Below are 23507 nucleotides of genomic sequence, written 5' to 3' on the forward strand. Positions count from 1 at the left end.
TGGTATATGAATATAGAAAACCTACATGATTTACTAGTACATGAATTGGGATGTAAATACATTTTTGGAGAAAAGGTATTTGAAGCAAAAAGTTTCACAGTCTATCTCGCTACCCATAGAGAAAATAGGCTGGCTTATAACTTACTCGTATTAATAAAGCATCTTTATAATGAAAAGCCCTCCGTACATATTTGGCATAAGAAAATTAGTATGGAAGCAGCAGAAATGGAAATTACAAAAGAAGTGACAGAAGCAATTCAATCTGGTTTTGTAAAAAAAGAGTAAGCCCTAATCAAATTAGAGCTTACTCTTCATTAAATATAAATGTTTCTTTCATTTGTTTACCTTCATTTACTGGATGGCCGTTGTAAGAGAAGTTCTTTTCTTCCCAAGTGATGACGACTTTGAAATTATGGCTGTTAAAGTCTAATGGGAATACGATGTAATCAAAGCTTGTATCATTTTTTGAAACGTTGTTATTTAAAGCGGTAGAATTAAAAGTAGCTTTAGAGGTAGGAGTGTTATCAAGTATTTCCACAGCTACGTTTGATACATCATTACCGATGTTTTTTACGAGTAAACTATACGTATCAAATACACCTTGTTTTGGTTGGATTGCTTGCTTGTTTGCGCTATGAGATTTATCAATTTTGACATACCACTGTTTAGACTTTGATGCAATTGGTAGTGATTGAAATGTGTATGCACTAGCTTGTATTGGTAGTGCTAAGCATATAAGTGTAAAGAAAGTTAATATTTTTCGTTTCATTTTTTGAGAGCTCCCATTCTTTAATGGATTTAATTGTTATTTTTCTTCTTTTTTTGAGATAATATACCGTACGATTTTAGGGGGAGGATATATTGAAAGAACTTGTAAGTATGGGAAGCAGTATTTTTCTACAACTATTATTTTTGTATATATTTATTTCTGGTGTTTTATTAGAACTCAATTCATGGTATGCAGTAGTTATTTATGTGACTATTGCTATAATAAGTCTTCTTCTGGGGATATACTCGATGATTTTCTCTATGAAGAGAAGGCCGAATACTCTTTTTCTAACACTACCAGGTGGAATTATAATAACATTATTTTCAATGTTAATTATTGGATTTACAGTATTTGCTTATTTTTTACCAGAAGGAGGTATTCCGCCTGTCATTCATTTGTAGTATGAGTGAATCGATGGAGTTCCTATTTTTTATTGTTAGTCTTTCTAAGTAAGCGACATACATCTTAAAAAAGGAAACTGTGTAGAGTTTTTTTGTGCATAGTCTCCTTTTTTGTTTTTGTAATTAATAATAGGTGTGTTTAAGGATGCTTGGAAGTATAGTGGTGATATTAATTTATCGATATCAAGAAGAGTAGAGAGTGTTTTTCGAAAAAAATTTTGATTTGAAAAAAATCCCAATGAATATGTTAAAATAACATTGTCATACAACAAGGGGGATTTGTTTTATGGAAAATGGAGTTCTTGCTAAAGTAGATGTAACGAAAAGAATTGAATCAAAATCTAAGTACAATAAGAAACTTGAAAAATATCAAAGGCGCTTATTGGCGTTGCAGCAAATAGTAAAAGAAGAAAAAATCGCAGTTATACTTGTTATGGAAGGTTGGGATGCAGCTGGAAAAGGTGGAGCGATTAAACGAGTGACTGAGCATCTTGATCCACGAGGTTTTCAAGTAACTCCAATTGGAGCACCTGCACCTCATGAAAAACGGTACCATTATTTGCAACGTTTCTGGCGGAAACTTCCTCAATACGGACAAATCACCATTTTCGATCGCTCATGGTACGGCCGTGTGTTAGTTGAGCGTGTGGAAGGTTTTGCTACACAGGAAGAATGGATGAGAGCGTACGATGAGATCAATGATTTTGAAAAACTATTAACAGATGATCATTATATAATCGGGAAGTTCTTCTATCATATTAGTAAAGATGAACAATTAAAGAGGTTTAAAGATAGAGAGAACAATCCTTTGAAAAGATGGAAAATTACAGACGAAGATTGGCGAAACCGCGAAAAATGGGACGAGTATGTTGAAGCAATGGAAGAAATGTTTGAAAAAACAAATAAGCCAAATGCGAAATGGCAAATTATCGCGAGTAACGATAAATTATACGCTCGTTTGAAAACGTTGAAAGTGATTATTTCGTTAATTGAGGATTATTTTGTAGAGCATGGTATAGAATTACCTTCTTATTATTATGAAATGAAAGAAGGTAAGATAGAGGATTTGGAAACGATGCAAGATGGAGCTGTAAAATAGTTAACATATTGTATATGAAATATAAAGAAAGAGCATCTTGTAATTTTAGGAAACTAAATTATAGGATGTTTTTTTGTTTAGAAGCATTGTTTCAATTCCATCACTATGTTCTAACTTTCTTAAATAACTGGAAGATGACAATTGAAAAATAGTATGATTTGATATTAAGATTGTTAAAAAGAGAATGTGTAGAGGAGTTAATATGAGATTTTTAATTGAATATAAAGATTTTAAAAATAAAGAGGGAAACAATAAAACCTTAACTGTACTAGATACATTTTTAAATGAGCACTTAATTGGTAAATATCATGGACAAACCTTTGATACAATTTTGGTAAGATTTATTAACAATTCACCTGCAACAAGAAAATTTAAAAATAAGTCTCTTTATAAAATAATAGCTGAGATTGAATTAATAGGGGATTTTAAAAATAGTAATAAATTAAATTTTGAGGAATTTCAAATGGCGTTATTAAAAATAGAAGAAGCAATAAAAAAAGTTCGGCACATTAAGTTGAAAGAACCTTTAGATTATAAAGAGGATGAGCTTTTAAACGATTATTATAAAGCAATTGAAAAAGCACCGAAAAATATAGAAGAGCTGAAGAATTATGCTCGAGTAGAAGAAAAAAAGAAATTTTATAATAATGCAAAACGAAGCGATTGTTTAATGTATAAGTATAAAACTAATCCAACGGAATTGAACAGAAATATAGTTGGTATTCGTATATATGACCAACTTGAAAATGGAATGTTAGCACCTTTTGATTATATTTATTCGGAGTTATTTAGTAATTTGTTGAGGCGTGCCGAGGTGAAACTTCCAAATTACAGTGAAATATACGTTAATATTGGTGAAACAATAGAAGATGCAAAACAAGAAATATCATTAGAAACATGGCATAAATACACATATGCTGCATTGAATTTATCTAAGTACTTATGTAGCAACAAATATGAAAAATCTCAAATGCTTTTTGAAAGCGTATGTGATGGATTGAGATTAATTGCGGAGTTTGATCATTTAGAAAAAGAGAAAATAGAAAAAGTGATTAATTATATTAAAAATAATGGAGAAGATTTTGATTTAGTTTATACAGCAAAGGAGAATAAAAACTATAGGGCTGAAGTTATTTATAAAGTTCCTAAAGAGTATAGAGATAAAGCTGAGTATAGACTTAGAGTAATAGATTTAAAAACAGGAAATATAGGAATTGTTCATATTGATTGTATTAATACATATTGGGCTCCGTATAGCTTTGGTAAAATATTATTAAAAAAAGATGAAATTGTTATTAAAGGAAGAGAAAGTTTCAGAGCAGAAATCTCGCGAAAGCAAGATAAACTACCTTCTGAATATAAATTTAAAATTCTAGAGCTTTTTTGAATATATTCATTATAGTTATGCTTTCGTTTCTAAAAAGAGAAATAAAGGCATGTCTGTATTTAAATGAGATGAATCAAGGATAAAGTAACAACTACCATTATTATTGAATATGACACAACAATTATAGTACATTAACAAGTGGAATTTATTATATAAAGTAGGTGAGGAATTGCTAGATAGGGCGGGAGCTTTAAAAAATAATCGAATGTATACAGAAGAAGAACAACAAAAATTATACAAAAGAACATTAATAATCGTAAGCTTTTCACAAATGTTTGGCGGAGCAGGTTTAGCTGCTGGCATTACAGTAGGTGCACTTCTTGCACAGCAAATGCTTGGGACAGATGCATTTGCAGGTTTACCGGCTGCTATGTTTACGATGGGATCTGCGATAGCGGCTTTCTTTGTCGGGAAGTTATCGCAAAAACATGGTCGCCGCATAGGACTTGCAGCGGGTTTTATAGTAGGGGGACTAGGGGCTATTGGAGTTGTATTGGCAGCTTTAACAAATAGTATTATTCTTTTACTAGTTTCTTTACTCATATATGGTGCAGGTACGGCTACGAATTTACAAGCGCGTTATGCTGGAACGGATTTAGCGAATAAGAAGCAAAGAGCAACTGCCATTAGTATTACGATGGTAATGACGACTTTTGGTGCAGTCGCAGGTCCAAATTTAGTAGGTGTAATGGGAAGGTTTGCTCATTCAATTGGAATTCCTGAACTTGCTGGCCCATTCATATTATCAGCGGCGGCGTTTATACTGGCGGGTTTTGTCCTTTTTGTTATGCTACGTCCAGATCCGTTACTTGTTGCTAATATGATAGAAACATATAAACAAGAGCATACATATAAAGGGCAAGCAGTAACAGAAGAAGCGAAAGAAAATAAAAGAGGCATTACGGTTGGAGCTATCGTAATGATACTTACACAAATCGTGATGGTTGCGATTATGACAATGACGCCAGTTCATATGGGACACCATGGTCATGGATTAAGTGCAGTAGGTCTTGTAATTGGTTTTCATGTAGGTGCAATGTATCTTCCATCTCTCGTTACGGGAATGTTAATTGATAAAATTGGCAGAACTACGATGAGTATAGCTGGTGGAGTAATCTTATTAGCAGCAGGTGTCATAGCTGCGATAGCGCCGAGTGATTCTTTAATACTATTAATCGTTGCATTGTCTTTACTTGGATTAGGATGGAACCTTGGTTTAATCAGTGGTACTGCTCAAATTGTTGATGCAACTATACCTTCTACACGTGCAAAAACACAAGGGAAGATAGATGTGTTTATTGCGTTAGCTGGAGCTTCTGGTGGAGCGATGTCAGGAATGGTAGTAGCGAATTCGAGTTATGCGGCATTGTCATTAGCTGGAGGAGTATTAGCTTTCATGCTGATTCCTGTTGTGATATGGTCTCAAAAAGGAGAAAGAAATTAAAGAAGAGGTTCTAGTTATTGACTAGAACCTCTTTTTCATACATTTAACTTAAATCCCACTCCACAATAATACCTAAATGTGTAAGACCACCACCAAATCCGTACAGTAAAAGTGTGTCTCCGTTATTTAATTTCCCTTCTTTTCTAGCTAAATCTAGAGCGAGTGGAATAGAGACAGAAGATGTATTCCCCATATATTCCACGCTCGTTAATGTTTTTTGTATTGGAATTTGAGATTTTGCACAAATAGATTCAATCATGCGTAAGTTAGCGCTATGAGGAATGAACCAGTCTATATCATCCATTTTCATATTTGCGGTATGTAATAGTTCTTTTATACCTGCTGGTACTGTGCGTGTTGCCCATTTATATACTTCTCTCCCATTTTGAACGATTTTTTCATTTGTTTGCAGCGGTGTGTCATTCATAGTAGTAGATAAATTTGTTCTGTATAGATGAATACCGCCGTGCCCATTTGTGCCCATATGATACGCGATAAAGCTTGGTTTGTTTTCATCTCTTTCTAATAAAATAGCTCCAGCACCATCGCCGAATAAAATACATGTCGTTCTATCGGTGTAATCAGTAACTTTAGATAATGTCTCTGTCGCTACGACAAGTACTTTTTTATGTGATCCAGAAGTGATCAAGCTATTACCGACGTGCAAGCCATATGTGAAACCAGCGCAAGTGGCATTTAAATCAAATGCCATTGTATGAGGTATGTTGAAGTATTGTTGTATTTGGCAAGCAACACTAGGGAAAACGTAATCAGCAGTAGTAGTAGCGACAATGATACAGTCGACATCTTCTAAGTTTTTCTTATATGTTGTACATAAATTTTCAACTGCTTTAATGGCTAAGTTTGAGGAGTATTCATCTTCGCTAGCGATTCTTCTTTCCTTCATTCCTGTTCTTTGTACAATCCATTCATCATTCGTATCGATCATTTTTTCTAAATCATTATTAGATAATATTTGATTTGGAACATGAGTGCCAATTGCAGTAATACGGGATTTAGAATTCATAGGAACAGCTCCTAACTTCGTTTTTATAACCTGATACTAATATCAGGTTATAAAAATGTCAATAAAGATTTTTTGTTTGTGGAAATCATTATATTTTAATAAAACGAAAAGGGATTTGAGGAGTGATGTCCAAATAATATACGGAAAGCTTCTAAAATTGATCATGAAGGGGTTTGAGATTCTTGAAAAGAATCGTATATGTATTGTCTCTAGTTTTAATTTGCAGCCTTACTTATTTTATTTTACCAGAGAAGTCTTACGCTTGTGAGTGTGTGAAAGCATCATCAGAAGAGAAGTTACAAAACAATGATGTAGTGTTTGAAGGTAAGGTATTAGAGGTTCAAGAGAAGGACGGAAAAATGAAAACATTATTTGAAGTGAAGAGAATTTGGAAAGGGACAAGCTCTTCGCAAGTGATTGTATATACAAGTTTTAGTAGTTGTACATTTCCTTTTTCAGAGGGGGGAGAGTACATAGTCTTTTCTTCTTATAGAGGAGAGGAAAACTTAGAGACATCTATGTGTAGTGGAACGAAGAGGTTAGATGAGGCAGGAGCGGACAAAGTTGCTTTAAGTCAAATTGCAAAAGAATCTGTTCCGACGAATAAAGTCGATTTAAAAGGTGGCATGTTGAACGGTTTAAGCTGGTGGCAAGTTGTTACTCTTTCTGTAGGTCTGTTACTGATAGTAGTTCTTGTGATTTTTAGTGTAAGAAGAACTCGCAAAAAATGACGATTAAAGTAAAAATATAAAGATTTTCTTTCGTGTGATATAGGTTGTTAAACCTTGTGAAAGCGAATTACTTATGCTACACTTTATGTAACTTAAAATGAACGGAGGGGCTTCCTTTGATCTTAATCAGATTACGTCTCAATACTTTGTGCCAATAATTGAATAGCGCTCAAAGGCTCTGTCTGTGTACAGAGTGAACGGGATTGGTCTGCCTATTTTAAAGGAACCCTTTATTAAGCTTATATGTGAAAAAGAGGGAGGGACGAATACGCCCTCTTTTTGTTTTGCCTTTATAAATAGAATGGGATTGTATAGGTGAACACTTATTGTGGATACGTGTATGATCTTGGGACTTAATGACTATGAGATAGGATGAAAGCACAACTTTCTTCTATTTCTTTGGTGAACCCTTATCCGTTTACGAAAACACAGGCAGTGACCTGTGTTTTTTATTTTACGTAATCGAAATGGAGGAATAAATATATGGAAGAATTATTACAGAGAGCAGTTTTAGTTGGAGTAAATTTAGGTAATGAAGATGATTTTGCATATTCGATGGAAGAGCTAACGAATCTTGCAGAAGCTTGTGATGTAGAGGTAATTGGACAAGTGACGCAAAATTTACAACGTGTGAATCCATCCCATTATATTGGAAAAGGAAAGATTGAAGAAGTAGCAGCCTATGTAAATGAAGTAGATGCGAATATGGTAATCTTTAATGACGAATTATCTCCTTCACAAATTCGAAATTTAGAAACGGATTTAGATTGTAAAGTAATTGACCGTACCATATTAATTTTAGATATTTTTGCGCAACGTGCAAAAACGAAAGAAGCGCAGCTGCAAGTAGAGGTGGCCCACCTTCAGTATATGATGCCTCGTTTAATTGGTCTTCGTGAGTCGTTAGGAAGACAGAGCGGCGGTGTTGGTACGAAAAATAAAGGTGTCGGTGAGAAGAAATTAGAGTTGGATCGTCGTAAAATTGAAGAACAAATTTCAGTTTTAAATAAAGATTTAGAAGCACTTGTTGCGCAGCGTCAAACGCAGCGAAAACAACGTAAGAAAAATGAAGTACCTGTTGTAGCATTAGTCGGTTATACGAACGCAGGAAAATCAACGACGATGAATGCGATGCTTGAAATTTATAATGGGACAGAAGAAAAACAAGTATTTGAAAAAGATATGTTATTCGCAACGTTAGAAACATCAGTGCGAAATATTGATTTACCAGATAATAAATCATTCTTATTAACAGATACAGTTGGATTTGTAAGTAAATTACCGCATCATCTTGTGAAAGCATTCCGTTCAACGTTAGAAGAAGTAGCGGAAGCAGACTTACTTATTCATGTTGTAGATTATGCAAATCCAAATTATGAACAGTTAATTGATATTACAAATGAAACGTTAAAGAAAATTGGAGTAGAAAATATTCCAACAATCTATGCTTATAACAAATCAGATATGGTAGATGTTGAAATTCCGAAAGTACAAGAAGACCGTGTTTATTTATCGGCGAAGAAACATGTTGGAATAAAAGAGCTTGTCGAAATGATTCGCTCACACATTTATAAAGAGTATACGAAGTGTGAAATGTTAATTCCGTATGATCAAGGACAGGTAGTTTCTTATTTCAATACTCATGCGCACGTTCTATCTACGAGTTATGAAAACGAAGGTACGAAACTAGAAGTGGAATGTAAGACGAGCGATTACGAAAAATATAAGCGTTTTGCAATTTAATAAAGAAGGCGATCCTAAAATGTTTTAGGATCGCCTTTTTCTTATTCTGTAATAGAGGCCCATTTATAAGAATAAATTCCTGCAAATGGACGAACAACAACACCTTTTACTGTTGGACGTTCTAAATATACAAGTCCTGATTGGAAGATTGGAGCGATAGCTGCATCATCTTCAAGTAAGATTTTCTCGGCATCTTGGAACGCTTTCCAACGTGCTGGTAAGTCAGTTACTAAAGTAGAGCTCGTTTTCTCAATTAATTCGTCGTATTGTTTGTTTGAGTAACTCATCTTATTAAACGGTCCGTCTGTGACGAACATATTTAAAAATGTTGTAGGATCAGGATAATCTGGTCCCCAAGTAGAAAGTGAAATTTCAAAATCTCCATTTCCTTCACGATCTAAAAATGCTTTTACTGGAAGTGGTTGTAATGTGATTTTTAATCTAGGTAAGTTTTTTTCCAGTTCACCTTTTAAAAACTCACTAATTTTTTTATCGTTAGACTCATCTGTTGTTATGATTGAAAGAGAAGCGTTTTGTAAGTTTGTTTCTTTTTTCGCAGTTTCCCATAGTGTTTTAGCTTCTTTCACATTTGTTTCTACTTTTACATGACTTGTACTGCGAAAATCTTTATTGTCAGGTCCTTTTACGAATCCTTTTGGAACGAATGCATTCGCAGGTATAGAACCATTGTTTAAAATCGTTGTTGCGATTCCTTGTTTATCAAAAGCAAGCGAAATTGCTTTACGAGCATTTTTGTTTGCTAATAAAGGATTCTTTTGGCTGAATCGGAAAAATGTTACGGAAGGACGTTCCATTTTCTTTAAGCTTGGATCTTTTTGATATTTATCAACAAACTCTGAATTAATTGTAATTCGGTCTACTTGTTTGCTTTCAAATAAATTAACAGCTGTTGAAGTATCTTTTACAATATTTACATTGATTTCATTTAATTTCACATTTTTATTATCCCAGTAGTTCGGGTTTTTCGTCATTTTATAACTTGTATCATGTTTCCATTCACTTAATTGGAACGGTCCGTTATAAACTACATTTGCAGCTTCAAGTCCGTAATTTTTCCCTTGCGCTTCTACAACTTTTTGGTTTTGAGGATAAAATGTTGCAAATCCCATTAACCCTAAAAAGTATGGAACAGGGTGTTCTAACTGTACTTCTAATGTTTTATCGTCAATTGCTTTTACACCAAATGAGTCAATTGGTAATTCTTTTTTATTTATTTTTTCAGCGTTTTTAATATCGAACATAATGTGTGCGTATTCAGAAGCAGTTTCTGGATTTACGGCACGTTTCCATGCATATTCAAAATCATGAGCAGTTACTGGATCGCCATTTGACCATTTTGAATCGTGTAGTGTAAATGTATATGTTTTTCCGTCTTCGCTCAGTTTGTATGATTCAGCGGCTGCAGGAACAGGTTTATTGTCAGGCCCAGGCATATATAATCCTTCCATTACGTTGTTTAAAGCAGCGTAAGAAAATCCATCGGTTGCGATAGATGAATCAAGTGTAGAAATTTCCCCAGCTTCTACAATGTTTAATACTTGTTTTGAAGATTCTTGTTTCTTTTCTCCAGTAGTTGTTGCCTCTTGTTTTTGACCACATGCTGTTAAAAACATAGATAATGTGATTGAGAGTGCAACGATTCCTTTAGTTTTTTTCTTCATAGTTGTCATCCTTCCCTTCACCTCTGCCTTAGTATAAAAGAAAATATAGAAAATTTCTATAAATAAATCCGATAAAACGTATAGAAAAAATATATTATGTAAGAAGTGATATTTCTGGAAAAAGAAATGAAACCAGTATAGAATAGAAATGTTTCAAAAGTCAGAATTTATTACACCTACTGTAATAAATATATATTTTGTACAGGAAGGAGAAATACACATATGCAGGCAGTTTCGAAAAAAAACAAAGTAGAAACACCGACAATATATCGAATATTATTTGCGATTAGCTTCGGTCATTTTTTAAATGATTCGATGCAAGCAGTTGTGCCCGCGTTGTTTCCTATTTTGGAAAAAACGATGAATTTATCCTATATGCAAGTAGGGTGGATTGCGTTTGCATTAAATATGACGTCATCGATTATGCAACCGGTTTTTGGTATGTATTCGGATAAGAAACCGTCACCATTTTTATTACCGCTCGGAATGTTTTCGAGTATGCTTGGGATGATTGGACTTGCATTTGCACCGAATTTTATTATTGTTATTATTTCTGTTTTATTTATCGGATTAGGTTCCGCAGTCTTTCATCCAGAAGGTGCCCGAGTTGCTTATATGGCGTCCGGTGCAAAACGGGGCTTAGCGCAAGCGATTTATCAAGTAGGAGGAAATACAGGGAACTCCTTAGCTCCTATTTTTACAGCGTTAATTTTCGTTCCGCTCGGTCAAATTGGTTCTTTAGGTTTTACAGCCTTTGCAGCGGTAGGAATTGTATTATTAATTTTCGTATCAAATTGGTATAGGAATGAATTAGCAACTGGCGCTGTGAGAAGAAAAAAGAGGGCTGCGCTTGAGGCAGAACATGCGATTGTAAGTACACATATTAAATTTGTTATTTTACTTCTTGTTTTTCTTACTTTTGTACGCTCTTGGTACGGTGCTGGTATCGGGAATTTTTATCAATTTTACTTAATTGAGCATTACGACTTATCTATAAAAAATGCTCAGTATTTCGTCTTCGCATTTATGATTGCTGGTGTATTAGGAACTTTCTTCGGTGGACCGTTAGCAGATCGATTTGGAAAGAAAACAATTATTGTATTTTCAATGCTAGGTTCAGCACCACTTGCACTTTTATTACCTCACGTTTCGCTCGTGTGGGTTGTACCGCTATTTTTATGTATCGGTTTTATTAGTTCAAGTAGTTTTAGTGTAATTGTTGTGTATGCGCAAGAGCTTGTTCCTGGAAAAGTAGGAATGGTATCTGGATTAATTGTAGGGCTTGCGTTTGGACTCGGCGCTTTAGGATCTGTAGTCCTTGGGAAATTGGCGGACATATATAGTCTACAATTCATTATGTTACTATGTAGTTGTCTACCATTAATTGGACTTACTTCTTGGTTATTACCAAGTGATAAGAAAACGATAGAATAGGGGATGCGCCATGAAATTATGTGAAAACGTAACAGAATTAATAGGAGATACACCTGTCGTCCGATTATCTAAATTTATTCCAGAAGACGCAGCAGATGTGTATGTAAAACTAGAAATGTTTAATCCATCGCGCAGTGTGAAAGACCGTGCTGCCTATAATTTACTGCACGTTGCAGAAGAAAATGGTCTCATCAAACCAGGAGATACAATTATTGAGCCGACAAGTGGAAATACAGGAATAGGCTTAGCAATGAATGCAGCCGCAAAAGGATATAAAGCGATTTTAATTATGCCAGATAATATGTCAAAAGAGCGTATAAATTTATTAAAAGCATACGGTGCAGAAGTAGTTTTAACACCGGCAGAACAAAGAATGCCAGGAGCAATTGCGAAGGCGTTAGAATTGCAAAAGCAAATTCCAAATAGTTTTATTCCGCAACAATTTGAAAATCCAGCAAATCCAAATATTCATCGTTATACAACTGCACTTGAAATTTATGAACAAATGGATGGAGAACTTGATGCCTTTGTAGCAACGGCAGGAACAGGCGGAACGATTACAGGGACTGGGGAAACGTTAAAAGAGAAACTACCAAACTTATATATTGCAGTAGTAGAACCGAAAGGATCTCCAGTACTATCAGGCGGTGTTCCAGGTCCTCATAAATTAGTAGGAACAAGTCCAGGGTTTATCCCAAAAAACTTAAATACAGAGGTGTATAACGAAATTATTCAAATTGCAGACGAAGAGGCTTTAACGACAATGAGAAACTTAGCTAGACAAGAGGGATTATTAGTTGGGCCGTCTTCTGGTGCTTCTGTTTACGCAGCGATTATGATTGCGAAACGATTAGGTGCTGGTAAAAAAGTTTTATGTATTGCACCTGATACAGGGGAACGTTATTTGAGTATGGGATTATTTGAATGAAGATGATACAAACCCCTTACTCGTGAAATTGTTACGAGTAAGGGGTTTGTTTTAGGTTGTAAAGAGGGGGGAGAATAACAATGAAACTATTAAAACCAATACATGAATATAGTGAAGAAATTTTGGAATATAAACATGCGTTTTTACAATCAGGAGAACAACCACACGGAAGTAGTTCTTTACAAAATTTTGATTCTCTCGATGAATGGTTTGAAAAAGTGAGTATACAAGAATCGGGAGAAAACTTACAAGGTAATCGAGTACCGTCTAGCCAATTTTTAAGTTTTGAAAAAGGGGAACTTATAGGTTTTGTAAATATTAGACATCGATTAAACGAAGAATTATTGCGGGAAAGTGGTCATATTGGATATAGTGTACATCCGGATAAACGTCGCCGAGGTTACGCGACAAAACAATTGAAACTTGCATTGGGTGAAGCACAAAAATTAGGATTGCAGAAAGTGTTAATAACTTGTGATAAAGCTAATATCGCTTCGGCTAAAACGATTCAAAAGGTTGGCGGTGTGTTAGAAAATGAAGTAGTTTCTTCTCATACTGGGGAAATTGTACAACGTTATTGGGTAGAAATATGATGTAGTGGAACTTTGAAAAGGGAATACAATGTGTAATATCGAAATAAATAAATGAAGTAAGGCTGTAATGCAATTATAGGGGGAAATGAAGTGGGGTTAAAAGAGAAAGCAATAGAAATGTCGGAGATTTATAGGAGAAATCCAAAAGTAGAGGCTATTATTTTAGCAGGCTCAGTAGCTAGAAAGTTAGAAGATGAACATTCAGATATAGAACTACATATTTTATGGTCAATGCCACCAGAGAATGAGGATCGTAAAGGGCCTATTAACTATATTGGTGGAACAATTTTGTCATATCATCCTTACGAGGAAGAAGAATGGTCGGAAACGTATTTGACGAAAGAAGGAATTAAATTAGAGATTAGTAACTTTTTAACAGAAACAGTAGAGAAAGTTATTTCGGATGTGGTGGATCAATATGATATAAGTTATGAAAAACAATGTATCGTATCATCCGTGCATGACGGTGTTAGTTTGTATGGGGAAGAGAAAGTGAATGAATTAAAAGATAGAGTGGTAGCATATCCAGAAAATCTAGCGAAACGGATGATTTCAGAGAATCTTTGGTTAAGCAATCGCTGGCATAATCGAGAGGCTCTTTTAAAACGAAAAGATTGGCTTATGCTATATGATGTTATTTGTGAAGCACAAAGAAATATATTTGGGGTCTTATTTGGTTTAAACCAAATGTATGTGCATCATCCTGCCTTTAAATGGATGCCGAATAACGTGGACCGAATGAGTATTAAGCCTGAAAACTTATATGAGCGTATGGCGAATGCGTTAATAGGAAAACCAGAGTATAGTGTACAGGAGTTAGAAGTGTTAATCGAGGAGCTATTACAGTTAGTAGAACACCATGCTCCAGAATTAAATATTGCAGAACAGCAAAAACGTATTCAATATGCGAAGTAAAAAAGAAGGGGTGTAACAATGAGTTACACCCCTTCTTTCTTTTTATCCCGCTTTAATGGGCAGTAAGACCCCCACCTCAAAATTCAGCGAGAGCAAAGAAGTTAGGTGGTGGATTAACTGACCATAAAAGTCCGATTGGTTCAACTAATAATCAGTGGGGGATGAAGAAAACTCCCACTGATTAAAGTTTCACTTTATTTAATCAATTTACCTAGTATGGGTAATCGTTGAATCTTATCACCGAGAATATGTGAAGCAAGTCCGCTCGTTAGAACGAATAAAAGGTAAACGATCCCTCCTGCAACACCACATATAACGACAATGAGAAGTGATTCGATATATGATTGTCCAGGAATTAACCATGTTAAAATTGCTTTTAATGCCATCACAACAGCAGACATTGCTGCTGAGTAAATTGTAATAAGAAATACTGTTTTTGCTGTTTCACCAATTTTAAATTTCGCAAACTTAACAATGCAGTACAACATGATAACATTGGACACGAGGTATCCAAGAATGGTTCCAAGTACAGCACCGTGTCCGCCGAATAAATGTAAGAGCGGTGTATTTACTACAACTTTAACGAGGATTCCGGCTGAGAATGCAATCATTGTTTTTCTTTGATAATCGATTCCTTGTAATATAGCTGCTGAAACTGTGAAAATCGCACTTAATATAGCAGAAGGTGCAAATGAAATTAAATATTGTGATCCACCAAGTGCAATTTCGGGATTTACATAAACCATACGGAATGCATCGTAAGCGATACTAGCAAGACCAAATGCAGCCGGGATCGTGAAGAATAACAAGACTTGAAATATCTTTGCAATTTGTTCTTGTAATTCTTCTAGTTTTCCGCTTGTATAAGATTTCGTTATAGCTGGAATGATTGTTAAGGAGAATCCAGTGGCAAGTGAAGCCGGAATCATAATTAACTTTTGGGCATAGTTCGTTATATAAGCGAAAACTGCATTTGCTGTTTCTAACGGCTCTCCCATCGCTCTAAGGACATCAGCTACAGTATATTGATCCACTAACGTATAGAGCGGAATTGCGATGCCGACAAATACAATTGGGATTGCATATCGAAGTAATTCCATATAAATATTTTTTAATGGGATATTGGATGCTCTTGATTTTAATTCACCTTCGGGAGGTTTTAACCCATTATATTTTTTCCAGTACATCATTAAAATAGAGACACTTGCAAGTGCTCCAATAACAGCGCCAAACGTAGCAACTGCAACCGAAGAAGCTACTGAACCCCCTAATAATTTTGAGACGATGAAGCTACCAACTAAAATGAAAACAACACGTGCAATTTGTTCCACGACTTGAGAAACAGCACTTGGTTTCATATGTTGAAAACCTTGGAAATAACCACGTGTAACACTCATAGCTGGTACGATAATAAGTGCAAAACTTAATGCTCGCATCGTAAGGGTTACGTCGGCGATAAATTGTGGATCTGGCGTTTTCGAGCGAATAATAAATTGGGATATATATGGTGCTCCAATAAATAAAATTAAAAATCCTAAAAAGCCCATAAACAACATTAATTTTACGCTAGAGTTGTATAATTTTTTGCTTGTACTATAATCACCAAGCGCATTATGCTTTGCAACGAATTTGGAAACGGCAATAGGGATACCGGCAGTTGAAAAGCTTAATAAAATACCGTACCAAGAGTATGCATATCCATATAAAGCGACCCCTTGTGTTCCGACTAATAGTTGAAAAGGGAAGAAGTATATAAAACCTAATATACGTGAAATCATTGTCGCGCCGCTTAATAAAGCAGTTCCTTTTAAAACTTTTGAAGTAGACAAAATTCTTTCCTCCTACTCGTGCTGTCTTGCATTCATCGTATACTACTATAAACCTGTTAGAGAAGTTAATATAGTATGGAACATAAATGTTCTAATATTATTCATTTAAAAGTCACATTTCGAATTTTAAAAAAGAATGTAATACATAAAAATTCAAAATATAAGTTGACACTATTTTTAATGTGTGATAAAAATGATAGTAATCAATTCGGAAAATAATATTTGGGCAATGAAAGGGTATAGTAGTGAATATCTCCCTATTTCAGAGAGCTGATGGTTGGTGTGAATCAGTATATAGATTATTCATGAAGTTCGTCCTGGAGCATCTTTCATAAATCTCACATTATGAGGAAATGAAAGACGGTAGCTTATACCGTTATCAAATAAAGTGGTGAAGACTGTTTCACAACTAGGGTGGTACCGCGATATTTATCGTCCCTACGTATTTACGTAGGGACGTTTTTTATTTAGGTCTTACTTTGTTGTGGCTTCATAACTAGGGTGGTACCGCGATATTTTATCGTCCCTACGTATTTGCGTAGGGACGTTTTTTATTTAGGTCCTAACTTTGGTGTATCTTCATAACTAGGGTGGTACCGCGATATTTTTGTCGTCCCTACGTATTTACGTAGGGGCGTTTTTTTATTACTAGGGAGGACGTGAGTGTATTAGAAAAGAGCATGGATAGAACAATATAAATACCGAATTGTAAAACAGAAAAAGATAAAGAGAGGAGATTAACAGATGAATTCACAGCAATGGACATCGAAATTAGGTTTCGTATTAGCTGCAGCAGGTTCAGCAATTGGTCTAGGAGCGATTTGGAAGTTCCCGTATATGGCCGGAATTGGAGGAGGCGGCGCGTTCTTCCTTATTTTCATCGGTTTCACATTATTAATTGGTTTACCACTATTATTAGCTGAATTCGTTATCGGAAGAAGCACACAAAAAGAGGCTGTTGATGCGTATAGAGAAATTGCACCAAAAACATTATGGCCATGGTTAGGAAAATTAGGGATTGTAACTTGTTTCATATTACTTTCTTTCTACAGTGTTGTAGGAGGATGGATTTTATTATATTTATGGAATGCAATTACAGGTAGACTATGGGAAGGAAATGGCGCATACGAAGCTACGTTTGGTGAAATCATTTCCAATCCATATTTAGCAGTTGGATCACAGTTATTATTCATTCTTATTACTATTTTTATCGTAAGTAAAGGTGTACAAAATGGTGTTGAAAAAGTAAATAAATATTTCATGCCAGCACTATTCGTTTTATTCTTTGTATTAATCGTTCGTGCACTTACGTTAGATGGTGCTGGAGAAGGAGTTCGTTTCTTCTTACAACCTGATTTCTCACATGTAACATCAGAAATCATTTTATACGCAATGGGACAATCGTTCTTCTCGTTATCTGTAGGGGTAGCCGTTATGGTAACGTATAGCTCATACTTACCGAAAGAGGAAAGTTTACCGCGTTCAGCATTTTCTATCGTAGCTTTAACGCTTGTGATTACATTACTTGCAGGACTTGCAATTTTCCCAGTAGTGTTCGCATTTGGAATGGAACCATCTCAAGGACCGGGGCTATTATTTATCGTACTGCCAGCTATTTTTAGTAAAATGGCATTCGGAAAATTATTCTTCATCGTTTTCTTACTACTATTCTTCTTTGCTACTATTACATCAGCAATTTCGATGTTAGAAATTAGCGTGGCATCTTTAACTGCAAAAGGTAAAGGGAAACGTGAAAAAATGGCCTTAATCGTAGGTTTATTAATCTTCGTTGTTGGAGTACCGTCAGCATTGTCATTTGGTATATTAAGCGATCTGAAGATTTTCGGAAAGACAGTCTTTGATTTAGCGGATTATGCGGTTAGTAACGTACTCATGCCACTTGGTGTTTTATTAGTTTCCATCTTTGTTCCTTTGAAGATGAAGAAAGATGTATTAATGAAAGAGCTTGGTGTAAGTAAAAATAAAGGCTATAAACTGTTCGTATTATGGTTATTCTTACTGCGCTTTATCGCACCAATTGCGATTATTATCGTATTCTTAAATGTACTTGGCATTATTTAAAAAAGGTAGCGTATCGCTCTGGATACGCTACCTTTTTATTTTGCTCTTTTTTGCAATTCATTTACTGTTACGAACTGATAGCCTTTCTTAGATAAAGAGTCTAAAATACCTTCAATGGTCTGTAAATTTTCATTAGACTCATCATACATAGAGTGCAGTAAAATGATAGAACCTGGTTTTACATTTTTATTAACATATTCAATTTTATCAGCAGCAGACTTATAAAAGGTATCAGGTTCAAGGTCCCATGTGATTGTTTTGATATTGTTTTTATTTAAATAATAGGGCAGACCAATTAGCTTTTTTCCGTTAGGTGGTCTAAAATCAATTGCGCCTGTAAATCCTGTTTGGTGGATTAATGAATTCGTTTTTTCTATTTCTTCTTTAATAAAAGAAGGAGTTTTAAAAACCATTCTGTTATGAGAATATGTATGGTTTCCAATTTGGTGTCCAGATTGTACGATAGATTCTCCTAACGATAGGTTTTTCTCTAATTCATTTCCGATTAAAAAGAAAGTAGCTTTTGCATTGTATGTATCTAGTAACGGTAATATTTGTTTTACATTGTTAGTAGGGCCATCATCAAAAGTTAAAGCAATCACTTTTTCATTTGTTTTTACTCGATTTGTTAAATCTCCAAACAATTGAAAGCTTCTTGCATTCATCAATTTGTATGTTCCAAGTAATGCTACAGTAATAATGAATAATGTAACGATTGTAATGATTATTTTCTTTTTCATAAAGTAACCTCACTATATTTTTGGATTGGACTAAAAAGTATTATATCAAACTAAGTAATTGCATGCTTTAAAAAGGATGTGGATGCAAGGGAAAGGAATTTATCATATAATAAAATGCAAAAGGTATATTAGGAGGTGTTTAAATGGCGATTATAATTCAATTGCCGGACACTGCAACGTCTCATGCAAAGCCAAGTATGGAAATGGCGATACTTTGCGTGAGGTAGACAAGTAATATACAATCGCCTAAATGAGCTCGTATCATTTTTTATATTTGGCTTTGCACCTTATTGAAATGAACCATAAAAAATAAGGGGCGAGCAGAAATGAAATACGTTAAAGCAGCGACGGTTTTACCAGAAAGTTTAATTGTTGAAATTCAAAAGTATATACAAGGTGAAACAATTTACATTCCAAAACAAGAAACAAAACGTTATAAATGGGGTACACGATCTGGAGGAAGAAAACAGTTAGATGAAAGAAATAAAGCGATTAAAGAAGCGTTTAAAAGTGGGATTTCCGTTCATCAACTTGCAGAGGAGTATTTTCTTTCCGGAGAAACGATTAAAAAGATAGTGTATTCTAAATGAAGATAAAAGAGTCTCGTTCAAATATTATTTTGAACGAGACTCTTTTTGCTTTGTATGTACCGGATATATTGTGTATAAATGGACAAGATAATAGAAAAAATGTACCGTTTTTTTACTAGAATATAGAGCATTTGAGTGAAAAGCAGAAAGGTGAGCATATATGAATCATTTAGGACAAATAACGATAGAACTATTTTTTGGTTTTTTTGTGCTATTGATTGCTACTAAAATATTAGGGAAGACACAAATATCTCAGTTAACGCCATTTGATTTTATTTCTGCCATTGTTCTCGGAGAATTAGTCGGAAATACTATATATGATCCGGAAATAAAAGTATGGTCTATTTTATATGCAGTACTTGTATGGGTAGTGTTAATCTATTCAATAGAAGTGATAACACAAAAATTTAGAGGGACGAGAAGTTTTTTTGAAGGCTCCCCTTCTATCATTATCCGTAATGGAAAGATTGATCGGGAACAATTAAGTTCAAATCATTTGGATATTAATCAACTACAACAAATGCTTAGGCAACAAAAAGACATATTTTCAATCAGAGAAGTTGAATATATGATTTTGGAACCTAATGGGAACATAAGCGTTCTAAAGAAAAGTAAATACGAATCACCCACTATAAATGATTTAAGTTTAAAACATAAGCCTGTATACTTACCAATTTCATTAATTAGTGATGGGAAAGTAGTGAAAGATAATTTGAGGGAAGCGGGCTTTGATGAAGGGTGGCTTTATAAACAAATAAAGCAAAAAGGGATTACTAAATTTGAAGACGTGTTATATGCGGAATGGAAAACAGATGATGGCTTCTTTTGTCAGGAAATGAAGCGGTAGAACATAATCGGAGTATGTAATATTCGTTTCTAAGTTATCTTTTACATATCAAAAAGCTGAATCTTTGTATACAATAAAACTAGATCAACAATTTGTATGGAGTGATAAAGATGGAAGCTTTTATTAGAAGTGATCAATACAATTTTATAAAATCACAAGCTTATATTTTAGCAAATGGGCATGCAACTGCAAATGATAGAGGAGTAATTCAAGCGTTAAAATCACTTGCGATTGAAAAGATAATACATGTATTTGAGAATTTAACGGATGAACAGAAAGAGCTAATTGATACGGTATTAACAGTTCAAAATAGAGAAGATGCAGAAGCGTTTTTAATGAAAATAAATCCGTATGTCATTCCGTTTCAGGAAGTTACAGCGCAAACATTAAAAAAACTATTTCCTAAAGCGAAAAAGTTAAAACTGCCTGATATGGAAGAAATAGATATGAAAGAATTATCTTATTTAAGCTGGATTGATAAAGGATCAAGTAGGAAATTTATTATAGCAAAAAATGATAAAAATAAGTTTGTTGGTCTGCAAGGAACGTTCCAAAGTTTAAATAAAAAGAGTATTTGTTCATTATGTCATGGACATGAAGAAGTTGGGATGTTTTTAGTTGAAATTAAAGGTGATGTACCGGGAACTTTCGTGAAAAAGGGAAACTATATTTGCAAAGATGCCGTGGCTTGTAATCATAATATGAAATCTCTTGATAAATTACATGATTTTATTGAGCGATTAAAGAAATGAAGAGAATACCTCTAGTTTATAAACTGGAGGTATTTATTTTTTGAAGATGTAGATTAAAAATAAAGTTTGATAAACAGATATGTTTGAATATAGTTGCTTATTTTGAAGGAGGTAAACATGAATTGCATTTCATCGAAAGAAGAGGCGTTAAAAGTGAAACGTTGGCCTAAAGATACAATAGCAGCAGGTCGTGGTCATACCGTTGCTCTTAAATCGGATGGCACAGTTGTGGCAGTGGGGCGAAATAAAGAAGGAGAATGTAATGTAAGCAGTTGGTGTGATATTGAAGCCGTCGCAGCGGGCAATGTTCATATGGCGACGAACACAGGTAATGCTCATACAATCGCTCTTAAAAGTAATAATATTGTGGAAGCGGTGGGATGGAATAAGCATGGTCAATGCGATGTGAACGACTGGCATAATATTGTAGCGGTAGCGGCAGGGTGGCGTCGTACCATTGGTCTTAAATCGGATGGCACGGTAGTAGCAGTGGGCCGAAATAAAGAAGGAGAATGTAATGTAAGTAGCTGGCGTGATATTGTGGCGGCTGCGCTGGGGGACTGGCATACAGTTGGACTTACATTGGATGGAACGGTGACGGCAGTAGGGAATAATCGATATGGCCAATGCAATGTAAGCGAATGGAGTGGTATGGTGGCGTTGGCAGCTGGTTATCTTCATACTGTTGGTTTGAAATCGGACGGCACAGTGATTGCAGTGGGGAATGATAAACATAACCAATGCGACGTAAGTGGCTGGCGAGGTATTGTAGCGATAGCAGCTGGTACGAATCATACAATCGGACTTAAATCAGACGGTACCGTTGTGGCGGTGGGGTGGAATGAGTATGGTCAATGTAATATAAGTGATTGGCGAGATATTGTAGCAATAGCGGCTGGTTGTGTGCATACGGTCGGATTGAAATTAGATGGCACGGTGGTAGCGGTAGGCGATAATACATATGGACAATGCGATGTAGGTAGCTGGCGCAACATTCGATTGCCTGTTAAATAGTTAATTTACAATAAATCACTAGTAATATTATTCTATTTTAGGAGTAATTATGGAATAGGATATGTAGATAAGAATTCCTTTTAATAGAGGTTCGTATTCTTTTTTCGTAAAATGATTGTCTAAATGGAATTTTTGAACAAACTTTATTTCAAAGCTACAGTAGAAGATATAAATAAAGTATAGGGGAGATAAAGGAATGTTAAAAAGGTTTTTACTTTCTTTACCGTATGTTTTACTTATATGTATCGTTCTCTACATAACGTACACAAATTCTTTTAGTTTTGGACAGATGTTATTAATTTCAATTGCAATTGGAATTATTGGTGGTTTTATTATAAGAATATGTAAGGATTTATTTACTTTTATCCAGTGGACAATTGAACAAAAGAAGTCTTGACTATGCTTAATTGTTACTAGGAGGGGATGGAATGAATCAGAAAAAGAGTAGGGTGAAAAACGAGATAGTACTTTGGGCATTAACAGCTGTTGTTTTTATCATTGTATGGTACTTTTATCAAAAATAAAAACGTATCGTACTAAAAAGCACGATGCGTTTTTATTATTTTTTTTGCCAATTTTCTTTTATAAAGTCTTCACGGCCAGATTCTTTTTGCTCAGTAGCATATTTCTTTGGGTTCTTTTTATAGAAATGTTGGTGGTATTCCTCGGCTTCATAAAAAGGTGCAGCCGGGCGAATTTCAGTTACGATTGGCTCTTTAAACATACCGCTTTCTGCAAGAGCTTGTTTTGATTTTTCAGCAAGCTCTTTTTGTGTTTCATTATGATAAAAAATAGCAGTGCGATAAGATGGACCACGGTCAAAAAATTGTCCGCCATCATCAGTTGGATCGATTTGTGGCCAGTATAAATCTAGTAATTTTTTATATGGAAAAATAGAAGGGTCGAATGTAATTTGTACGACTTCTAAATGACCAGATGTACCAGCTTTAACTTGTTCATATGTTGGGTTTTCTACATGACCACCTGCATAGCCGGAAAGTACTTTATGAATACCAGGAAGTTCATCAAATGGCTTTACCATGCACCAAAAGCAACCGCCTGCGAAGGTTGCGAGTTCGTATGTTTTTTTGGACATTGCTGTAATCCTCCTAAATATATGTGTTTTATATAGTATTATACAAAAAGTTTTATTGAGCAATAAAAAAGATTCAAAAATATATGTATTATTAAAAATATTTTTGAAAAACATGTTGACAATGAAAAGAATCGCATCCTATAATACGTGTAACAAATAAAAGTCAATTAAGAATTTTCTAACTTTATATATTGTATATGCAAAGAAGAGGAAAGTAGATGATTATGATCGTTTCAGAGAGCTACTCCAAGGCTGTGAGAGTAGTAACAATCGAATCATTGAAGATCACCTCGGAGCATCGCTTGCGAAAGGGAAACTGAGTAGAGGGCGACGGCATCGTCTCCGGTAAAAGGACGGGGGTCTAATTGGACCTACAGAGCTTATATTTCGTGAGAAGTATAAGG

Annotated in this window: 23 protein-coding genes and 2 other annotated features (1 of these 25 only partly in view); of the genes, 17 read left to right on the plus strand and 6 right to left on the minus strand. The window is 34.8% G+C overall.

What is annotated here, in order from left to right; genetic code table 11:
* Positions 1-6 precede the first annotated feature (6 nt).
* Positions 7-285, plus strand: a complete 279-nt coding sequence (locus AC2CGR_RS04255) for a hypothetical protein (RefSeq protein ID WP_087968117.1) — start codon at positions 7-9, stop codon at positions 283-285.
* A gap of 19 nt (positions 286-304) precedes the next feature.
* On the opposite strand, the gene AC2CGR_RS04260 is transcribed toward AC2CGR_RS04255, so the two are convergent.
* Complete coding sequence (locus tag AC2CGR_RS04260) at positions 305-769, minus strand: hypothetical protein (RefSeq protein WP_484480561.1); 465 nt, start codon at positions 767-769, stop codon at positions 305-307.
* Positions 770-861: 92 nt separating this feature from the next.
* Here AC2CGR_RS04260 and AC2CGR_RS04265 point away from each other — a divergent pair, with 92 nt between their 5' ends.
* From AC2CGR_RS04265 to AC2CGR_RS04280, 4 genes are all read left to right on the plus strand, one after another.
* Positions 862-1170 carry an alpha/beta hydrolase gene (locus AC2CGR_RS04265; protein ID WP_484480562.1) on the plus strand — a complete coding sequence of 103 codons (309 nt, stop codon included), beginning with the start codon at positions 862-864 and terminating at the stop codon, positions 1168-1170.
* A 286-nt stretch (positions 1171-1456) separates the two neighbouring features.
* Entirely contained in the window at positions 1457-2269 is an 813-nt protein-coding gene (locus AC2CGR_RS04270) for a polyphosphate kinase 2 family protein (RefSeq protein ID WP_087968120.1), read from the plus strand.
* A gap of 202 nt (positions 2270-2471) precedes the next feature.
* Entirely contained in the window at positions 2472-3656 is a 1185-nt protein-coding gene (locus AC2CGR_RS04275) for a hypothetical protein (RefSeq protein ID WP_087968121.1), read from the plus strand.
* Between the two features lie 205 nt (positions 3657-3861).
* Positions 3862-5100, plus strand: coding sequence for an MFS transporter (locus tag AC2CGR_RS04280; protein WP_416241373.1), 1239 nt, complete (start codon positions 3862-3864; stop codon positions 5098-5100).
* Positions 5101-5143: 43 nt separating this feature from the next.
* Here the strand turns inward: AC2CGR_RS04280 and AC2CGR_RS04285 are convergent, their stop codons facing one another.
* Positions 5144-6127: a ketoacyl-ACP synthase III gene (locus tag AC2CGR_RS04285; RefSeq protein WP_087968123.1), complete on the minus strand. Its 984-nt coding sequence runs from the start codon at positions 6125-6127 to the stop codon at positions 5144-5146.
* Positions 6128-6309: 182 nt separating this feature from the next.
* Between AC2CGR_RS04285 and AC2CGR_RS04290 the strand changes: the two genes are divergently transcribed.
* Both AC2CGR_RS04290 and hflX read left to right on the plus strand, forming a co-directional pair.
* On the plus strand, positions 6310-6858 hold the full coding sequence (locus tag AC2CGR_RS04290) for a cobalamin biosynthesis protein CbiN (protein ID WP_131101865.1): 549 nt from the start codon (positions 6310-6312) through the stop codon (positions 6856-6858).
* Between the two features lie 483 nt (positions 6859-7341).
* Positions 7342-8601 (plus strand): GTPase HflX, encoded by a 1260-nt coding sequence (hflX, locus tag AC2CGR_RS04295; protein ID WP_087968125.1) that lies wholly within the window; start codon positions 7342-7344, stop codon positions 8599-8601.
* Positions 8602-8642: 41 nt separating this feature from the next.
* Here hflX and AC2CGR_RS04300 read toward each other — a convergent pair whose 3' ends face one another.
* The gene (locus tag AC2CGR_RS04300) at positions 8643-10283 is read right to left on the minus strand and encodes a peptide ABC transporter substrate-binding protein (RefSeq protein ID WP_087968145.1); all 1641 of its coding nucleotides are present in this window, start codon (positions 10281-10283) and stop codon (positions 8643-8645) included.
* A gap of 222 nt (positions 10284-10505) precedes the next feature.
* On the opposite strand from AC2CGR_RS04300, the gene AC2CGR_RS04305 reads away from it, so the two are divergent.
* The 4 genes from AC2CGR_RS04305 (at position 10506) to AC2CGR_RS04320 (ending at position 14153) form a co-directional block, all read left to right on the plus strand.
* Complete coding sequence (locus tag AC2CGR_RS04305) at positions 10506-11717, plus strand: MFS transporter (RefSeq protein WP_484480563.1); 1212 nt, start codon at positions 10506-10508, stop codon at positions 11715-11717.
* A gap of 10 nt (positions 11718-11727) precedes the next feature.
* The gene (gene cysK / locus AC2CGR_RS04310) at positions 11728-12645 is read left to right on the plus strand and encodes a cysteine synthase A (protein ID WP_000762271.1); all 918 of its coding nucleotides are present in this window, start codon (positions 11728-11730) and stop codon (positions 12643-12645) included.
* A gap of 80 nt (positions 12646-12725) precedes the next feature.
* Positions 12726-13238 carry a GNAT family N-acetyltransferase gene (locus tag AC2CGR_RS04315; protein ID WP_087968127.1) on the plus strand — a complete coding sequence of 171 codons (513 nt, stop codon included), beginning with the start codon at positions 12726-12728 and terminating at the stop codon, positions 13236-13238.
* Positions 13239-13328: 90 nt separating this feature from the next.
* Positions 13329-14153 carry a DUF4037 domain-containing protein gene (locus tag AC2CGR_RS04320; protein WP_087968128.1) on the plus strand — a complete coding sequence of 275 codons (825 nt, stop codon included), beginning with the start codon at positions 13329-13331 and terminating at the stop codon, positions 14151-14153.
* A 194-nt stretch (positions 14154-14347) separates the two neighbouring features.
* On the opposite strand, the gene AC2CGR_RS04325 is transcribed toward AC2CGR_RS04320, so the two are convergent.
* Positions 14348-15982, minus strand: coding sequence for a putative polysaccharide biosynthesis protein (locus AC2CGR_RS04325; protein ID WP_087968129.1), 1635 nt, complete (start codon positions 15980-15982; stop codon positions 14348-14350).
* 220 nt (positions 15983-16202) lie between these two features.
* Positions 16203-16425: a binding site (T-box leader), on the plus strand.
* A 301-nt stretch (positions 16426-16726) separates the two neighbouring features.
* Between AC2CGR_RS04325 and AC2CGR_RS04330 the strand changes: the two genes are divergently transcribed.
* Positions 16727-18064, plus strand: a complete 1338-nt coding sequence (locus tag AC2CGR_RS04330; RefSeq protein ID WP_087968130.1) for a sodium-dependent transporter — start codon at positions 16727-16729, stop codon at positions 18062-18064.
* Positions 18065-18099: 35 nt separating this feature from the next.
* Here AC2CGR_RS04330 and AC2CGR_RS04335 read toward each other — a convergent pair whose 3' ends face one another.
* Complete coding sequence (locus tag AC2CGR_RS04335; protein WP_087968131.1) at positions 18100-18804, minus strand: polysaccharide deacetylase family protein; 705 nt, start codon at positions 18802-18804, stop codon at positions 18100-18102.
* 326 nt (positions 18805-19130) lie between these two features.
* Between AC2CGR_RS04335 and AC2CGR_RS04340 the strand changes: the two genes are divergently transcribed.
* The 5 genes from AC2CGR_RS04340 (at position 19131) to AC2CGR_RS04360 (ending at position 22404) form a co-directional block, all read left to right on the plus strand.
* On the plus strand, positions 19131-19394 hold the full coding sequence (locus tag AC2CGR_RS04340) for a CD3324 family protein (protein WP_087968132.1): 264 nt from the start codon (positions 19131-19133) through the stop codon (positions 19392-19394).
* 160 nt (positions 19395-19554) lie between these two features.
* Positions 19555-20241 carry a DUF421 domain-containing protein gene (locus AC2CGR_RS04345; RefSeq protein ID WP_087968133.1) on the plus strand — a complete coding sequence of 229 codons (687 nt, stop codon included), beginning with the start codon at positions 19555-19557 and terminating at the stop codon, positions 20239-20241.
* Between the two features lie 110 nt (positions 20242-20351).
* Complete coding sequence (locus AC2CGR_RS04350; RefSeq protein WP_131101871.1) at positions 20352-20993, plus strand: FusB/FusC family EF-G-binding protein; 642 nt, start codon at positions 20352-20354, stop codon at positions 20991-20993.
* A 117-nt stretch (positions 20994-21110) separates the two neighbouring features.
* Positions 21111-22007, plus strand: a complete 897-nt coding sequence (locus AC2CGR_RS04355; protein ID WP_087968135.1) for an RCC1 domain-containing protein — start codon at positions 21111-21113, stop codon at positions 22005-22007.
* Positions 22008-22203: 196 nt separating this feature from the next.
* Positions 22204-22404, plus strand: coding sequence for a hypothetical protein (locus AC2CGR_RS04360; protein WP_000919322.1), 201 nt, complete (start codon positions 22204-22206; stop codon positions 22402-22404).
* Positions 22405-22566: 162 nt separating this feature from the next.
* On the opposite strand, the gene msrA is transcribed toward AC2CGR_RS04360, so the two are convergent.
* Positions 22567-23103 (minus strand): peptide-methionine (S)-S-oxide reductase MsrA, encoded by a 537-nt coding sequence (gene msrA / locus AC2CGR_RS04365; protein WP_484480564.1) that lies wholly within the window; start codon positions 23101-23103, stop codon positions 22567-22569.
* Between the two features lie 193 nt (positions 23104-23296).
* Positions 23297-23507 (plus strand) — a binding site (T-box leader) (it continues 35 nt past the right edge of the window).

Source organism: Bacillus sp. LSHTCR4 (genome assembly GCF_057197025.1).

Excerpts from the sequence above, each read along its gene's own strand:
- AC2CGR_RS04330 (WP_087968130.1), top strand. The coding sequence starts at position 16,727 with ATGAATTCACAGCAATGGACATCGAAATTAGGTTTCGTATTAGCTGCA.
- AC2CGR_RS04350 (WP_131101871.1), top strand. The coding sequence starts at position 20,352 with ATGGAAGCTTTTATTAGAAGTGATCAATACAATTTTATAAAATCACAA.
- AC2CGR_RS04260 (WP_484480561.1), bottom strand. The coding sequence starts at position 769 with ATGAAACGAAAAATATTAACTTTCTTTACACTTATATGCTTAGCACTA.
- AC2CGR_RS04280 (WP_416241373.1), top strand. The coding sequence starts at position 3,862 with ATGTATACAGAAGAAGAACAACAAAAATTATACAAAAGAACATTAATA.
- AC2CGR_RS04345 (WP_087968133.1), top strand. The coding sequence starts at position 19,555 with ATGAATCATTTAGGACAAATAACGATAGAACTATTTTTTGGTTTTTTT.
- msrA (WP_484480564.1), bottom strand. The coding sequence starts at position 23,103 with ATGTCCAAAAAAACATACGAACTCGCAACCTTCGCAGGCGGTTGCTTT.
- AC2CGR_RS04335 (WP_087968131.1), bottom strand. The coding sequence starts at position 18,804 with ATGAAAAAGAAAATAATCATTACAATCGTTACATTATTCATTATTACT.
- AC2CGR_RS04275 (WP_087968121.1), top strand. The coding sequence starts at position 2,472 with ATGAGATTTTTAATTGAATATAAAGATTTTAAAAATAAAGAGGGAAAC.
- AC2CGR_RS04270 (WP_087968120.1), top strand. The coding sequence starts at position 1,457 with ATGGAAAATGGAGTTCTTGCTAAAGTAGATGTAACGAAAAGAATTGAA.
- AC2CGR_RS04340 (WP_087968132.1), top strand. The coding sequence starts at position 19,131 with ATGAAATACGTTAAAGCAGCGACGGTTTTACCAGAAAGTTTAATTGTT.
- hflX (WP_087968125.1), top strand. The coding sequence starts at position 7,342 with ATGGAAGAATTATTACAGAGAGCAGTTTTAGTTGGAGTAAATTTAGGT.
- cysK (WP_000762271.1), top strand. The coding sequence starts at position 11,728 with ATGAAATTATGTGAAAACGTAACAGAATTAATAGGAGATACACCTGTC.
- AC2CGR_RS04300 (WP_087968145.1), bottom strand. The coding sequence starts at position 10,283 with ATGAAGAAAAAAACTAAAGGAATCGTTGCACTCTCAATCACATTATCT.
- AC2CGR_RS04315 (WP_087968127.1), top strand. The coding sequence starts at position 12,726 with ATGAAACTATTAAAACCAATACATGAATATAGTGAAGAAATTTTGGAA.
- AC2CGR_RS04255 (WP_087968117.1), top strand. The coding sequence starts at position 7 with ATGAATATAGAAAACCTACATGATTTACTAGTACATGAATTGGGATGT.
- AC2CGR_RS04360 (WP_000919322.1), top strand. The coding sequence starts at position 22,204 with ATGTTAAAAAGGTTTTTACTTTCTTTACCGTATGTTTTACTTATATGT.
- AC2CGR_RS04305 (WP_484480563.1), top strand. The coding sequence starts at position 10,506 with ATGCAGGCAGTTTCGAAAAAAAACAAAGTAGAAACACCGACAATATAT.
- AC2CGR_RS04355 (WP_087968135.1), top strand. The coding sequence starts at position 21,111 with ATGAATTGCATTTCATCGAAAGAAGAGGCGTTAAAAGTGAAACGTTGG.
- AC2CGR_RS04285 (WP_087968123.1), bottom strand. The coding sequence starts at position 6,127 with ATGAATTCTAAATCCCGTATTACTGCAATTGGCACTCATGTTCCAAAT.